This window comes from Nonomuraea sp. NPDC001636, from assembly GCF_040298265.1.
GTDB lineage: Bacteria > Actinomycetota > Actinomycetes > Streptosporangiales > Streptosporangiaceae > Nonomuraea.
The window spans coordinates 18,339-33,077 of record NZ_JBEOZT010000031.1; the positions used below are offsets into that span (position 1 = coordinate 18,339).

At 72.3% G+C, this 14,739-nt stretch carries 13 protein-coding genes and 1 pseudogene; 7 read left to right on the forward strand and 7 right to left on the reverse strand.

Going from position 1 to position 14,739, the window contains the following annotated elements:
• Positions 1-216: 216 nt before the first annotated feature.
• Positions 217-1,029: a TetR/AcrR family transcriptional regulator gene (locus ABT158_RS41345; protein WP_352363206.1), complete on the reverse strand. Its 813-nt coding sequence runs from the start codon at positions 1,027-1,029 to the stop codon at positions 217-219.
• 70 nt (positions 1,030-1,099) lie between these two features.
• Here ABT158_RS41345 and ABT158_RS41350 point away from each other — a divergent pair, with 70 nt between their 5' ends.
• The 3 genes from ABT158_RS41350 (at position 1,100) to ABT158_RS41360 (ending at position 3,609) form a co-directional block, all read left to right on the forward strand.
• Positions 1,100-1,810, forward strand: a complete 711-nt coding sequence (locus ABT158_RS41350) for a hypothetical protein (protein ID WP_352363208.1) — start codon at positions 1,100-1,102, stop codon at positions 1,808-1,810.
• 201 nt (positions 1,811-2,011) lie between these two features.
• Positions 2,012-2,584 (forward strand): RNA polymerase sigma factor, encoded by a 573-nt coding sequence (locus ABT158_RS41355; RefSeq protein ID WP_352363210.1) that lies wholly within the window; start codon positions 2,012-2,014, stop codon positions 2,582-2,584.
• Positions 2,581-3,609: a CU044_5270 family protein gene (locus tag ABT158_RS41360; protein ID WP_352363212.1), complete on the forward strand. Its 1,029-nt coding sequence runs from the start codon at positions 2,581-2,583 to the stop codon at positions 3,607-3,609. The genes ABT158_RS41355 and ABT158_RS41360 overlap by 4 nt, the downstream gene beginning before the upstream one ends.
• Positions 3,610-3,701: 92 nt before the next feature.
• On the opposite strand, the gene ABT158_RS41365 is transcribed toward ABT158_RS41360, so the two are convergent.
• Entirely contained in the window at positions 3,702-5,294 is a 1,593-nt protein-coding gene (locus ABT158_RS41365; protein ID WP_352363214.1) for an FAD-dependent monooxygenase, read from the reverse strand.
• A 323-nt stretch (positions 5,295-5,617) separates the two neighbouring features.
• Here ABT158_RS41365 and ABT158_RS41370 point away from each other — a divergent pair.
• Positions 5,618-6,511 (forward strand): annotated as a pseudogene (locus ABT158_RS41370) (BTAD domain-containing putative transcriptional regulator); the annotation flags it as partial.
• Between the two features lie 2,034 nt (positions 6,512-8,545).
• On the opposite strand, the gene ABT158_RS41375 reads toward ABT158_RS41370, so the two are convergent.
• Both ABT158_RS41375 and ABT158_RS41380 read right to left on the reverse strand, forming a co-directional pair.
• Positions 8,546-9,382, reverse strand: a complete 837-nt coding sequence (locus ABT158_RS41375; RefSeq protein ID WP_352363216.1) for an ABC transporter permease — start codon at positions 9,380-9,382, stop codon at positions 8,546-8,548.
• Positions 9,379-10,404 carry an ATP-binding cassette domain-containing protein gene (locus ABT158_RS41380; protein WP_352363218.1) on the reverse strand — a complete coding sequence of 342 codons (1,026 nt, stop codon included), beginning with the start codon at positions 10,402-10,404 and terminating at the stop codon, positions 9,379-9,381. The genes ABT158_RS41375 and ABT158_RS41380 overlap by 4 nt, the downstream gene beginning before the upstream one ends.
• A gap of 88 nt (positions 10,405-10,492) precedes the next feature.
• Here ABT158_RS41380 and ABT158_RS41385 point away from each other — a divergent pair, with 88 nt between their 5' ends.
• Positions 10,493-10,657: a hypothetical protein gene (locus ABT158_RS41385; protein ID WP_352363220.1), complete on the forward strand. Its 165-nt coding sequence runs from the start codon at positions 10,493-10,495 to the stop codon at positions 10,655-10,657.
• Here the strand turns inward: ABT158_RS41385 and ABT158_RS41390 are convergent.
• Together ABT158_RS41390 and ABT158_RS41395 are read right to left on the reverse strand one after the other, a co-directional pair.
• A complete protein-coding gene (locus tag ABT158_RS41390; protein WP_352363222.1) occupies positions 10,654-11,091 on the reverse strand; it encodes a GNAT family N-acetyltransferase in 438 nt (145 codons plus the stop codon). The two genes, ABT158_RS41385 and ABT158_RS41390, sit on opposite strands and share 4 nt — an antisense overlap.
• A gap of 26 nt (positions 11,092-11,117) precedes the next feature.
• Complete coding sequence (locus ABT158_RS41395; RefSeq protein WP_352363224.1) at positions 11,118-12,308, reverse strand: serine hydrolase domain-containing protein; 1,191 nt, start codon at positions 12,306-12,308, stop codon at positions 11,118-11,120.
• Positions 12,309-12,546: 238 nt separating this feature from the next.
• Here ABT158_RS41395 and ABT158_RS41400 point away from each other — a divergent pair, with 238 nt between their 5' ends.
• Both ABT158_RS41400 and ABT158_RS41405 read left to right on the forward strand, forming a co-directional pair.
• Complete coding sequence (locus ABT158_RS41400; RefSeq protein ID WP_352363401.1) at positions 12,547-13,254, forward strand: PAS domain S-box protein; 708 nt, start codon at positions 12,547-12,549, stop codon at positions 13,252-13,254.
• Positions 13,238-13,696: a hypothetical protein gene (locus tag ABT158_RS41405; protein WP_352363226.1), complete on the forward strand. Its 459-nt coding sequence runs from the start codon at positions 13,238-13,240 to the stop codon at positions 13,694-13,696. The genes ABT158_RS41400 and ABT158_RS41405 overlap by 17 nt, the downstream gene beginning before the upstream one ends.
• Here the strand turns inward: ABT158_RS41405 and ABT158_RS41410 are convergent.
• The gene (locus tag ABT158_RS41410; protein ID WP_352363228.1) at positions 13,693-14,688 is read right to left on the reverse strand and encodes an LLM class flavin-dependent oxidoreductase; all 996 of its coding nucleotides are present in this window, start codon (positions 14,686-14,688) and stop codon (positions 13,693-13,695) included. The genes ABT158_RS41405 and ABT158_RS41410 overlap by 4 nt on opposite strands.
• Between the last annotated feature and the right edge of the window lie 51 nt (positions 14,689-14,739).

The window sequence follows — 14,739 nt, forward strand, 5'->3', positions numbered from 1 at the left end:
GACGCATTGGCCGCAGCGCCCTGGCTTGGGCCGGCCGGGGTCCTGACGCTGTTCGTACGCGATGGCCCGTCAATCGTCAGCCGCGGGGGACGCCGGACCAGACGTCGGAACGCAGGGCTGATGATTCATGCCACATATACCGGCCCACCCGAGAGCCCGCCGACATAGGCGCAATTGCCGGCGGGATTATTCGGCGGGAAGGCTGTTGCGGCGTTCCTACTGCTGGACGTATGCCTCGATGCCGTCGAGGATTCTGGCGAGGCCGAATTCGAAGCCGTCGAGCGGAGGTTCGTCGGCGAGGAACATCGGGTCCTGGATCGCGTCCGCGACGGCGTTCAGGTTGCGGGAGCGGAGCTGGCCGTCGAGGAACACGCGGACCGCGCGTACCGCCCGCTGCTGGTCGGGGTTCGCGCGGCGCAACGCGGCCGGTGTCGGAGTGTTGCGTCGCAGGTTGGCGCCGTAGCGGGCGTGGCTGTCGAGGAGGTACGCGCAGTTCAGCATCAGCTGCGCCTCCATGCCGGTCGGCCCGAGCGCGGTGATCAGGGCGTCCAGCCAGGCCGCGTTGTGCGGGGTCAGGGAGACGGTGGTCGGCACGTCCAGCAGCCACGGGCGGGAGAGGAAACGCTCGAACAGCCGGCGTGACCACAGCGCGGCCGCCTCTCGCCAGTCGCCGTCGGGCAGCTCGGGCGGGTCGCCCCACGCGCGATCGGCCAGGAGCACGATGAGCTCTTCCTTGGAGCTGACGTAGCGATACAGCGCGTTGGCGGTCACGCCGATCCGGGCAGCCACCTTCGGCAGGGAGGCGGCGGCGATGCCCTCCTCGTCGGCCAGTTCGGTGGCGACCGCGATGATCTTCTCGACGCTGTGCGCCGGCTTGGGGCCGCGCCGCCCACCGGTGTCGACGACGCCCCAGGCCGCGGCCAGGCCCGGCGGCAGCGCATCGAGGTCGGCGTCGTCGGCGGCCACGGGATCCGGCGCGGGCTCGCGGTCTCGCGTGAGGTCGCGTCCGGAGCTCTTGCGTGGGGTCATGGCCGGCATCCTCTCGAAGATCTGAAGGAAATAGTAGACGGCTTACACAGTTGTTGCTACTGTGCATGCCATGAACACTTCATTACTTACACAGATTCAGCTCCCGCCCACGGCTCGCCGCTGGATCGGCGTGGCCGGGATCCTCGGCGCCGTCTTCGCGATGGCCGAGCTTCCCCTCTACTTCGTCGTGCCCGCGTGTGATCCGCCGGCCTGCGGTGTCGAGACCGGCGCCCTCATGCCGGACTGGCTGATCCTCACCCGTACGCTCTTCAACTTCTGCGCGCTGACGCTGTTCCTGGTCTTCATGAGCGGTGTCCGGTCGCTCATCACGCGGGCCGACGCCCGCTACGAATGGTTCGGGGCGGTCGCCGGCACCGCCGGCGTGGCGTGGGCGATCATCGACATGGTCGCCAAGGGGATCGAGGGCAGCAGCGCCATCAAGGCCGTCGAGGAGATCGACCCGACCCGTACCGTGCCCACCTACCTGCTCTACGGCTCCATGAGCCACCTGATGCTGGTCGTCTTCGGCGTCGCCTTCGGGTACGCGGTGCTGCGCACCGGCGCCCTATCCCGGTGGGTCGGCTGGTCGTCGTTCGGCATCGCCGCGCTGCACCTGGCCGGGGTGCCGTCGATGTTCTTCGGCTTCAACTCGTCGGAGTTCTACGCCTCGAACGGCTGGGGCGCGGTCGCGATGTTCAACGGCATCGCCGCCATCTGGGTGGCGGCCGTCGGCGTCGCGGCGCTGAGGAAGAGGGTCATGCCGGCGCCGCGGTTCGCCTGACCACCGCGACGCACAGGCACGTACGCGTGGCGAGTTCAGCGGGGTCGGCTCCCGTTAAGCAGGCTAGATCCCGCTGAAGCAGGACGCATTCCGCTGAGCCCCACGCGCCCAACTCCCACGGGGAGCGATGGAACCGAAGGGCCGGTGCGGGTGAGTCTGTGGTGAAGGGTGCGAACGCGCCCTGTGGAAGGACTTCCCCCCATGAGAGGACTCACCCCGGTGGCGGCCATCACGGACGCCGCCCTCATCGAGGAGTCGCTGGCCGACCCCGTTCGGTTCGCGGGCCTCTTCGACAGGTACGCGGATGAGATCCACCGATATGCCACCAGACGCCTCGGCCAGGAGAACTCCTCCGCGGCCGACGACGTGACGGCGGAGACGTTCCTCGCGGCGTTCCGAAAACGGTCCCGCTACGACCTGTCCAGACCGGACGCCGCCCCCTGGTTGTACGGCATCGCCGCCAACCTGATCGCCAAACACCGCCGTACCGAGGTGCGCAGGCTGCGGGCCCTGGCCAGGATGCCGGGTCACGACGACAACCCCTTCGAGCAGCGCAGCATCGACCGGATCGACGCCCAGCGGCTCGGTCCCCGTCTGGCCGACGCGCTGGCCAGGCTCTCTTCGGCGGAACGCGAGCTGCTCTTCCTGGTCACCTGGGCCGAACTGTCCTACGAGCAGGCGGCTCAGGCGTTCGACATCCCGGTGGGCACGGTTCGTTCCCGTCTGTCCCGGATCCGGGCCAAGATTCGCAACGTCCTGGAGGACCCCCGATGAACGAGTTCGACCTGATCAACGAGGTCCGGCCGGAAGTGGCGCCCTACGACCCCGGCACCAAGGCCATGGCCAGGGATCGGCTGCTCAGGGCGGGACGGTCCCGGTGGGCCTGGCGCAGGCCGTACGCCTTCGCCCTCGCCGGAGGGCTGGCGCTGGCCGTCGGCCTGGTCGTGGTGCGGGTGCCGCCCGCCTCGAACCCGCCTCACGAGATGAGGCTGCTGTCGGCCGCCGAAGTGCTCAACCGCGCGGCGAGGGCCGCCGTCGACGAGATCGAACCGCGCGACGACCAGTACATCGTGGTGAAGACCCTGCAGACGATGGACTACTCCCTGATGCCGTACGAGAAGTCCAAGGACCACTACTACCGGCGTTACAAGGGCACCATCTGGCTGCGAGCGGGCGAGCGGCGGCCCGGGCAGTACGCCGACGGCGTACGCAAGCAGACGCCCATCGAGCCCCTGGCCTATGCCGGCGAACCGATCCCGAAGTCCGCCTACAAGGACATGGGAACCAAGCTCCAGCCCATCGTCTACTGCAAGGACTTCAAGAGCGACTACCCGACGATCAAGAACCTGCCGACCGACGCGGCCGGCATGCGCGCCCACCTCGACGCCATGTGGAAGCCCAAGGCGGAGAAGCTGACGCCGTTCCTCGCCTTCCTCGCCGCACGTGAGCTGCTGTGGCAGACGTACCTGCCGGCCGCGCAGCGCAGCGCGTTGTACCAGGCCCTGAGCACGTTCCCCGGCATCACCCTCGACGAGGGGGTGCAGGACGCCGCGGGCCGCACGGGCGTCGGCGTGGGCTTCACCAGCCCGGACGGGCTGCGCTGGGAGCTGATCTTCGACAGGGACACCTACGCGCTGCTCGGCGACCGTCAGGTGGTGGTCGACGCCAAGGCGGCCAAGTCGCCGGCCGGCACCCTGGTGGCCGCCACGGCGCAACTGGACATCTCGGTCGCCGACTCGGCGCCCGAGGTCGAGATCGAGGAGAGGTTCAAGAGCGGTCAGTGGTGCACCGGCAGCTAGTCTGCCGAGGGCAGCGGGGTGTGAATTCCCGCCCCCTGAACGGCCATTTGCCTCATGTGACCACACCTCGATCGTTCCTTCCGCAGCCGTCGTCACGGAGGCGCTGCGCGACGGACGGCTCGGGCGCCCTGCCCGGTCAACGTGGCGAGGGCGTCGAGGAGGGTGGAGGCGACCGGAGGGCCGGACCAGCGGGCGGCGACGTGCCCGTCGGGACGGACGAGCAGCGCTCCCTGCGCGGTGATCCCGCAGAACGCCGCGTGTTCCATGGGAAGTTGCTCGACGCGCACCGGCCATGGTGTCGCCTGAAGTGCCCAGGCGGCGGGGTCCGGGGTGAGCACGGTGAACCATTCGCCGAACGTGTCCAGGGTCGAGCGGTCGCGGGCGAGCCAGAGGTGCGGCATCCGGTGGCCTGGTTCCGCGCTGGGCACGTAGTCCGCGCCCGGCGGCTCCGGCGCGGGTCCCTCGCCCGCGAGGACGGCGCCGGAGCGGTACGTGCCGCCGAGCACCAGGCCGAGCTGCGCGAAGTACCGCTGCGACCAGGGCAGCTCGACGTGGTCCGGCGCCGCCCGGCCGGCCCGGAGCTGGGCGCGGCGCCGGTTCTGCACGTCGAGCATGAGCTCGGTGTTGGCCACCGCCTGGCGCAGTGTCCGGCAGGCGACGGGCCGCCGCTCCTCCTCGTACGTCTCCAGCAGGCCGGGAGCGGCCCACCCCCGCAGGACGCCCGCCAGCTTCCAGCACAGGTTGTGCACGTCGGCGATGCCGGTGTTCATGCCCAGCCCGCCGACGATGGGCATCGCGTGCGCGGCGTCGCCGGCCAGCAGGATCCGGCCGTGGCGGAACCGCTCGGCGACGAACGCGTCGGTCTCCCAGTGCTGGACCCGTACGACGTCGGCCGGCACTCCGCCGAGGGCGCGCGCGAGGAGGGCGGGCCAGTCGGCGTGCGGGCCGTCGTCCGGGGTGGGGACGAACCAGGCCCAGCCTCCCTCCGGATACAGCGGCGCGAACAGGCCGTGCGCGGTGAAGTAGACCCCGGCGGGCTGGTCGGTGCACCAGCGGCGCAGGTCGGCGTCGAACACGACGGTGGTGAAGCCGCCCATGCTCCCGGGCCCGGTGACGCCGATGCCCAGCAGGCGCCGGACGGTGGAGTTCGCGCCGTCGGCGGCGAGGACGTGACGGACGCGGAGCCGGGTGCTCTCGCCGCGCCGGCGGCCGCCGACCAGGACGGCCACGACGCCGTCCGCCTCCTCGCTCAGGCCGGCGAGCTCGACGCCGAAGAGGGCCGGCGACCCCGCCCCGGCGAGCAGGACGGGTTCCAGGCGGTCCTGCGAGGTGACCACGCCGGTCACGGGGCTCTCGGGCACCGGCGCGTCGATGCCGGTCATCGCCGCCGTGGCGAAGTCGCGGCCGCACAGGGTGTCGCGGAAGCGGATGCGGCCGTACTCGGGGGCGAACGCGTGGGCGGCGATCCCGGCGGCGAGCCCGAGCCCGCGGTAGATCTCCATCGAACGCACGTTGACCAGCCGTGCCCGCGGGAAGGGCGACGGCTCGCGATGCCGTTCGACCAGCAGGACCCGCACGCCCCAGCGGTCCAGCAGCGCCCGTGCGGTGAGCCCGACCGGCCCGCCGCCGACGATGAGCACCTCCACCTCGCCGTCCGCCATGGGGACGCTCCGCAGTCGATCCACGCCTCATCGTAGGCAAAGCCTGCCCGGCCGAGTCGTCGCGGCGGGGCGGGCGCGGGAGGCGGCGCGGGCCGGGGAATCGTCCGTAAGCTGAGGATGTGTCTCCCGCACTGGTCCTCCTCGACGGCGTCCGCTGGCACGGCGCGCGCGTCGTGGGCGACCGCGCGCACACCCTGCTGGCCGTGCTCGCCCTGCACGGGCGCGCCGGCGTCGGCGACGAGCGGCTGGTCGAGGAGCTGTGGCCGGACGGCGCGCCGGCCAACCCGACCAAGGCGCTGCAGGTGGTCGTCTCCCGGACCAGGGCCGCGACCGGCCCCGACGTCGTCGTGCGCGTCCCGCGCGGTTACCGGCTCGGGCTGCCCGCGGACCAGGTCGACGTCCTGCTGCTGGGGACGCTGGTGGAGCAGGCGCGGGCCGCGCTGGGCCAGGACGACGCGGCGCTCGCGCGCCGCCGTGCCGAGGAGGCCCTGGACCTGGTCGTGGCCGGCGGCCCCGGCGGCCCCGACGGCGTCACGGGCGCGCCGGCCGACCTGCGCGCCGTCGCGGCGCGGCAGGCCGCCGAGGCCCGGCGGGTGGCGGCGATCGCGACCGCCCGCGGCGGCGCGCACGAGGCCGCGCTGCCGCTGCTGGAGGAGGCCGCGGCCGAACGGCCGCAGGACGAGGAGCTGCTGGCCTGCCTGCTGCGCAGCGAGGCCGCCGTCCGCGGCGCCGCCGCCGCGCTGGAGCGCTACGAACGCCACCGCTCGGGCCTGATCGCCCGGCTCGGCACCGAACCCGGCCCCGAGCTGGCCCGCGTGTACGCCGAACTCCTCGCCGCGGACCGGCCGGTGCGCGTCGGCCTGCAGTTCGACGGCTCCTCGCTGCTCGGCCGCGAGGACGACATCCGCGCCGTCCACGCCCTGTTGCAGACCAACCGGGTGGTCTCCGTCGTCGGCCCCGGCGGCCTGGGCAAGACGCGGCTGGCCCATGTGGCGGGCCGGAACGCCGCGCAGCCCGTCGTGCACTTCATCGAGCTGGTCGGCGTCTCCTCGCCGGAGGGCGTGGTGGGCGAGGTGGGGTCGGCGCTCGGGGTCCGCGACTCGGTCAGCGGACGCCGGATCCTGACCGCCGGGCAGCGCGCCGACGTGCGCGCCCGCATCGCCCAGCATCTCGACCAGGCTCCGGCGCTGCTCATCCTGGACAACTGCGAGCACGTGATCGAGGCCGTCGCCGACCTGGTGGCGTTCCTGACCGTGACGACCCGCGACCTGCGGGTGCTGACCACCTCGCGCGCCCCGCTGTCGATCCCCGCCGAACGCGTCTACCTGCTCGGCGAGCTGCTCGCCGAGGACGCGGCGGAGCTGTTCCGGCAGCGCGCCACGGCCGCCCGCCCCGGGGTGCGGATCGGCGAGGAGGCGGTCGCCGAGGTCGTCGCCCGCCTCGACGGGCTGCCGCTCGCGATCGAGCTGGCCGCGGCCAAGGTGCGGGTCATGTCGGTCGAGGAGATCGCGCGGCGGCTGGCGGACCGGTTCGCCCTGCTGCGCGGCGGCAACCGGACGGCCCCCGACCGCCACCAGACGCTGCTCGCGGTGATCGACTGGTCGTGGAACCTGCTGGACGAGCCCGAACGGCGGGCCTGGCGCTGGTTGTCGCTGTTCGGCGACGGGTTCACGCTGACCGCCGCCGAGCACGTGCTCGGCCCGGACGCCCTGGCCGTCGTGGACGCGCTCACCGAGCAGTCCATCCTCGGCGTCCGCGAGACGGCGTACGGCCTGCGCTACCGGATGCTGGAGACCGTCAGGGAGTTCGGGCGGCTGCGGCTGAAGGAGACCGGCGAGGTGGCGGCGGCACGCGCGGCGCAACGGCAGTGGGCTACGGCGTACGCCCTCGCGCACGCCTACACGCTGTTCGGCGCGGGACAGTACGAGTCGGTCGACGCGCTGCGCGCGGAGGAGGGCAACCTCGCCGACCTGCTCCGGCAGGCACTCGGCGAGCCCGACCCGGCCGCGACGGTCCAGTTGCTGGCCGGTGTGGGCTCGCTGTGGTCGATCCGCGGCGACCACACCCGGATCTTCGTCCACCGGGAGGCGATCGGCCAGGCGCTCAAGGGCTGGGCGCCGCCACCGCCGCTCGTCGAGGTGACCAGGGCCGCCCTGCTGATCACGCTGATGAACACCATCGCCGTCACCGACCGCGCCCACGATCCCCTGCGCCTGCTGCTCAAGGAGCTGCCGGAGACCGGCGAGACCGACCCCCGCCTGGGGGCCATGACCACGGTGGCGCTCGCGTGGGACCGGGACGACGCCCACCGCAAGCTCCTGGAGCTGCGCCGGAGCCCCGACCGCGACGTGGCGCTGGCCGCGGCGCAGGCGAGCATCCACGTCCTGGAGAACGTCGGGGCGGTGCACCAGGCGATCGAGGCCGCCGAGCAGGCCCTGTCGCTGCTGCGCGACAGCGAGGGCCCGTGGATCGGCGCGATCGCGCACGCCGTGCTGGCCCACCTGTTCATGCAGCTCGGCGACCGCGGGCGGGCGGTCGGCCACGCGCGGACCGCGCTGCCGGTGCTGCGCCGGCTCGGCGCCGTCGACGACGAGGCCCAGCTCCGCTCGGTCCTGCTGATCTCGGCGCTGGCCGACGGCGATCTCGACGCCGCCGAGGCCGAGCTGGCCGGCATCAACGGGATCAGCGAGGGCGACACCGTGCTCGGCGGCGCGGCGATCGACTCGCTGTGCGCGGCCGAGATCGCCCTCGCCCGGGGGGAGAGGGCCGCGGCGCTGGTGCACTACCGCAGGGCGGTCGAGCGGGCGCGCGACCTGCGTCCGCCGGGGGTGCCGTACGAGGGGGCCACGTCCTGGTCGGTCGTCGCGGAGTCGATCGCGCTGACGGCGTACGCCCACCACGCCGGGCCGCGGGAGGTCCGGTACGGCGCGGAGCTGTTCGCCGCCGCGCAGGGCTACGACCTGCTGATCGTGACGAACCCGGTCCTCGACTTCCCGGTGTGCGGCTCGATGTTGTTCGCGCTCGGGACGTGGGGGCTGCTGCGGCAGGCCATGCAGGCGCGCGACGCGATCAGGCTGCTGGTGCTGGCCGAACGGTTCGCGTACAACAGCACGATGCCGAGCATGCACTTCGCGCTGATCGAGCCGCACGCGGAACGGGCCGCGCCGGGCACGCTCGCGGCCGTCCGGGCCGGGTACGGCGACCGGCGCGGCCCCGACCTGCTCGACGAGGCCCGGCGGCACGTCGAACAGGTCTTCGGCCGTGACCGGCGGCGCTCACATGTGCCGCTTGTAGCTGCGCACCGACAGGGGCGCGAAGATCGCCATGACGACCGCGCACGCCAGCAGGGTCCAGGCCACCTCGCCGCTGACGAGGGCGTTGTTGGCGAGGTCCCGGGTGGCCGTGACCAGGTGTGAGACCGGATTGACCCGGACGAACGCGGCCAGCCACCCCGGCAGGGTCTCCACGGGAACGAACGCGTTGGACAGGAACGTCAGCGGGAACAGGATCATCATCGAGATGCCCTGCACGGCCTGGGCGCTGCGGGCGATCGTGCCGACCCAGGTGAAGATCCACGCCAGCGACCAGCCGGTGAAGATCGCCAGCAGGATCGCGGCCAGCACGCCGCCCACGCCGCCGCCCGGCCGGTAGCCCATCACCAGGCCCATGCCGAAGGTCAGCGTGGCCGCGATCGTGTAACGCAGCAGGTCGGCCACCATCGGGCCGGCGAGCGGCGCGATCCGGGCGATCGGCAACGACTTGAACCGGTCGAAGACGCCCTTCTCCATGTCCTCGCGCAGCTGCGTGCCCGTCGCCATGCACGTCGTCAGCACCGTCTGGGCGAGGATGCCGGGGATCATCAGCGGGAGGTAGCTCTGCACGTCGCCGGCGATGGCGCCGCCGAAGATGAAGGCGAACATCGCGGTGAACAGCAGGGGTTGCAGCGCCACGTCGAAGAACTGCTCCGGGTTGCGGCGCATCTTCTTCAGCGCCCGCCAGGCCATCGACAGGGTCTGGCCGACGGTCTCCGCCAGGGTCACGCGCCGCCGGGCGGCCTCCACGCGGTCGGCGGCCCGTACCGTCTGGCGGGTGGGGGCGATCATGGTGCTCATCGGTTCTCCTCCGTGCCGGTCTCGGCGTCGCCGTCCGTCCCGTGGCCGGTCAGGACCAGGAACACCTCGTCCAGGCTGGGCTTGGCCACGCTCACCGACGAGATCGACACCCCGGCGGTGCGCAGGGCGATCAGCACCTCGGCGGCCAGGTCCGCCTGGTCGAGCGCGACGTTGAGGCGGCCCTGCTCCGGGCTGAGCACCGGGTCGGAGCCGAGCACGCGCCGCACGACCTCCACGGCGGCCGGCACCTCGTCCGGCTCGGCGAGCAGCAACTGCAGGGTCGAGTTGCCGACCGCGCTCTTCAGCTGGTCGGGCGTGCCCTCGGCGACCTTGCGGCCATGGTCGATGACGGCGATGCGGTCGGCGAGCTGGTCGGCCTCGTCCAGGTACTGGGTGGTCAGCAGCACGGTGCAGCCGTCGGCGACCAGGTCGCGGATGGCGTCCCACATCTGGCCGCGGGTGCGGGGGTCGAGGCCGGTGGTGGGCTCGTCCAGGAAGATCAGCGGCGGCCTGGTGATCAGGCTGACCGCCAGGTCCAGGCGCCTGCGCATGCCGCCGGAGAACTGCGAGATCGGCTTGTCGGCCGCGTCCTCCAGGCCGAACTGGCCCAGCAGCTCGGTGGCGATGCGCCGGGCGCGCGGCTTGGCGATGCCCTGGAGGCGGCTGAACAGCCAGAGGTTCTCGCGGGCGGTCAGGTTCTCGTCGACCGAGGCGTACTGGCCCGTGACGCCGACGAGCTGGCGGATCACGTGCGGGTTGGCGGCCACGTCGACCCCGAAGATCTCGGCGCGGCCGGCGTCGATCTTCAGGAGGGTGGCCAGCATGCGGAGGGTGGTGGTCTTGCCCGCGCCGTTGGGGCCGAGGACGCCGAAGATCTCGCCGGTGCGTACGTCCAGGTCGATCCCGTCCACGGCCCGGTGTGCGCCGAACGTCTTCACCAGCCCTTCGGCGCGTACGGCCGCCTCGGCGGCCGCTCTGGGGGGCGGGCCGACCCCGGTGTGCCCGAGTTCTGTGATGCTCATGGCTCCACTGTCGGGGACGCCGGTTTCATGGTGCCCTCGACAAGGTTTCACCGGGTGCCGAGACCGGCTGCGCTCCCGGGTCCGGGCCGTGGGTCGGGTCGCGGCCGAACGGGAGTGGGAACCGGCCCGCGCCCACGCCGTGGAACGCGCGGTGACCGACCACCGCACCCTGGCCACGACCGTCCTGCACACCGACGCGGAGACCCCCGCCCAGACCCTCGCCCGCCTCCTGGCCACGTGCGGAACCAGCTAGCGCTCGGAGCCGAAGCGGTAGACGGTCGAGTTCCTGGCCTGGAACCCGAGGCGCTCGTACAGGCGGTTGGCGGCCGCGCGGTCGGGGCGGGAGGTGAGGTCGACGGTACGGGCGCCCGCCTGTTCCGCCAGGCGCAGGGCGTGCCGGGTCAGCTCGGCGGCGATCCCGCGCCCTCGCGCCGAGGCGTCGACCACCACGTCCTCGATGCGGGCGCGCATGCCGGTCGCCACCGGGAACAGGACCAGCGTCAGCGTGCCGACGATCCGGCCGTCCAGGCGGGCGGTCAGCACGGTGTTCGCCTCGCTGCGCACGACGCGTTCGAGCGCCGCCCGGTCCGGCGGCCCGGCGGAGGCGGAGAGCTGCGGCAGCAGCACCCCGAACGCGTCAACGAGCTCCTGGTCCACCTCACGCACGACCGCCACCTCGACACCCATGCGCCCGACGCTACCGGCGACGGCGGTCAGGCGCCCAGGACGGCCTTTCTCTCCTGGCGGATGATGGCCTGGATGTCGAGGTCGTAGTTGCACAGGATGACCCCCACCCAGTCGCTGTCCAGGTAGATCGACCAGTTGGTGTTGCCGCCCGCGATGCCGCCCCCGTGGCTGATGTGCCGCTGGTCGCCCGTGATCCCGGCGACCGGCCCGTACGCCTGGAACGCCTCCGTGGCGGGTGCGGGGCCGGGCCCGGGGAGGGGCGGGCCGGAGACCTTGGGGCTCAGGTAGAGCTGGGTGTAGGCGTGGTTCAGCAGCTTGTCGCGTTGCAGCGCGAGCGCGAAGCGCACCAGGTCGGGGGCCGTGGAGAAGCCGCTGCCGCCGCCGGAGCCGATGAAGGCGCGGGCGGCGTTGGTGCCCGGCCCGCCGTTCAGCACGGCCCCCGCCTCCAGGTGGCGGACGCCGTCCACCCGCGAGCCGTCCGACTGGTAGATGTACGGATGGGCGATGCGTGCGTCGTTGAGCCAGTCCGTCCGGGTGTAGTAGGCGGAGCGGGTCATCCCGGCGGGGACGAAGATGTTGCGGCGGACGTACTCGTGGAAGGGCAGCCCCGAGAGCGTGGCGACGAGCTCGCCGAGGATCTCGTAGCCGGAGCTGCTGTAGGTCTTGTCGGTGCCGGGGGTGTAGACGGGCTTGAGCAGGCGGGTCCGCGTCCTGACGAACCGGGTCTGCTCCTCGACGCTGTGGGTCACCACCTTGACGTCGTCCGGGTCCTGGACGGTGAAGTCCGGCAGCCCGGAGCTGTGGGTGAGCAGCTGGTGCACGGTGACGTGCCTGGCGACCTCGTCGGGGAAGCCGTCCAGGTACGCGCCCAGCTTCTCGTAGAACCTGAGCCTGCCCTGCTGGGCGAGCTGCACGACCGCCAGCCCGGTGAACGGCTTGGACGCCGAGGCCAGGCAGTAAACGGTGTCGGTCCCGTTGCGGATCGACCGTTCCTTGTCGGCCATCCCGTACGAACGGGCCAGCACCGGACGCCCGCGACGGGCCAGCAGCGCCGTCCCGGAGAACTGGTCCTGCTCGGCCAGCGAACGGAGATATCGGTCATAGGCGGCCACCCCGTCCTCGGCAGGCGTCAGCCCGCCACCGACCGCCAGGGGCACCGCCCCGAGCAGCCCCAACGTCGTCCGCCGCGACGGCCCCGCGGATCCGGCTCCACTCATGCGCACCTCTTCTCGGACAGGTCCAGGAAAGGCATGCAACCGGTCACGGCGTTTCCCCGGTGTTTCCGGTACGGCCGCCACGCCGGGTGGACCAGCACGGTAATCTCATCGGACGATAACTAAATGCATTAATCTGACGACTGTGAGTAATGGACACGTTGTCGGTACGCCCCCGCTTCGCCGTACCCTCACCCGCGTCCTCCGCCGCGTCGGGAGGCGGGGCGCCTCCTTGACGTTCGTGGGCCTGCTGAGCCTGGCCATCGCGGCCTCGCTGGCGTTCGTGCCGGGCAACCAGCGCGGCACGCCCGGCTACGCGTCGCTGGCCGTCGTCGCGCCGTTGCCCGCCTGGGCGGCGGTCTGGTGCGCGCTCGGCATGCTCTGCCTGGCGCAGGCGTTCATGCGGTCCGACCGGGTGGCCTTCGCCGCCGCGACCGCGCTGCTCCTCACGTACGGGCTGATCTATCTGATCTCGACCTTCACCGGCGACAACCCGCGGGGCTGGGTCGGCGGGGCGGTCTGGCTGGCCTTCGGCGGCTGGATCGCGCTGATCGCCACCTGGCCCGAGGCGGTCGTGCTGGGCCGCCTGCCGGGCGGCCGCGCGGCGTCCTCGACGGCCGTCATCGTGGCCGACTCCTCGGGCACGATCCAGTCGTGGAACCCGCAGGCCGAGGCCCTGTTCGGCTGGGACACCGACGAGGCGGTCGGCAGGTCGCTGACGATCCTGATGCCGCCGCGCTTCCGCGGCCCGCACACCGACGGGCTCGCCCGGGTGCTCTCCGACGGCCACTCCGGCCTGGCCGGCCGGATCATCCCGCTGGTCGGCCTCCACCGCGACGGCAGCGAGTTCCCGATCGCGCTGACGGTCAACGCCTGGCACAGCGACGACGGGGTGACCTACACAGGGGTGATCCGTCCATTGGGGGGCCGCCATGTCCGCTCTGAGTGACATCCTGGTCCAGCTCGGCGTCGGCGTCGTGCCGCTCGGCGTGGCCTACCTCGCCTTCCGCTCGGCGACGGACGCCAGCAAGAAGTCGCAGCAGAGCGCGTTGCTCCAGGTCGAGCACCAGGCCGAGGTCGAACGCTCGAAGGTCGACGCCGAGGCGTTCATCCGCGCCAAGACGATCTACGAGGACGCCCTGGCGCAGATGGAGAAGCAGATGACCCGGATGCAGGGCCAGGCCAGCCAGCTCGGCGCGGAGCTGGTCAACGAGCAGAGCAGCTCGGTGGCGATGCGCGACCAGATCCGCCGGTTGCAGGCCCAGATCCGGGCCCTGGAACGCACGGTCGTCGCGTTGCGCTCCCAGCTGGTGGACGCGGGGTTGTCACCGGCGCCGCCGTCCGACCTGACCGGGCCGCATCTGCTGCGGCCGCAGCACTCGGCCGACTAGGAGGCGTCGCGGGCCAGGCCGTGGGCGGCGGCCAGCAGCTCGATGGAGCGCAGCCACGCCTTCCTGTCGGGCGCCGAGGACACGACGATCAGCTCGTCGGCCTGCGCGTGCGCGGCGAAGCGGGTGAGATAGTCCTCGACCTCGGCGGGCGTGCCGACGGCCGAGTACTGCATCATCCGCAGGATCTGCTGCCCGCCCGGCGATTCGAGCACCATGTCGGCCTCCTCCGGCGTGAACGTGCGCCCGCGCCCGAGGAACCGGCTCACCCGGTACCGCTTGGCCGTCAGCAGCTGCTCCTGCGCCTCCTCGCGGGTGTCGGCGGCGATCACGTTCACCCCGGCGATCACGTACGGCTCGGCGAGCTGCTCGGACGGCTTGAACTCGCGCCGGTAGAGCGCCACGGCCTCCTCCAGCGCGTCCGGCGCGAAGTGCGAGGCGAACGCGTACGGCAGCCCGAGCGCGGCGGCCAGCTGGGCGCCGAACAACGACGAGCCGAGGATGTACAGCGGCACGTTCGTGCCCTTGCCGGGCGTGGCGTCCACACCGGGGATGCGGGACTCGCCGGTGAGGAATCCCTGCAGTTCGAGGACGTCCTGGGGGAAGGTGTCGGCGGCGCCGGGAGTGCGCCTCAGGGCGCGCATGGTGGGCTGGTCGCTGCCGGGGGCGCGGCCGAGGCCGAGGTCGATGCGTCCGGGGTGGAGGGTCTCCAGGGTGCCGAACTGCTCGGCGATGGTCAGCGGGGAGTGGTTGGGCAGCATGATGCCGCCCGCTCCGAGGCGGATCGTCCTGGTGTGAGCGGCTACGTGCGCGATGAGCACGCTGGTGGCCGAGGAGGCGATGCTCGGCATGTTGTGGTGCTCGGCGTACCAGATGCGGTGGTATCCCAGTTCTTCGGCCCGCTGGGCCAGGCCCACGCTCGCGGCCAGACTCTCGCTCGCCGTCTCTCCGTCGCCGATGTGCGCCAGATCAAGGATGGAGAGTGGAACAGTCATGGGGAACGAGCCCTTTCGCCTGGACGGTGGCCATCGGGCAGTGCAACCGTA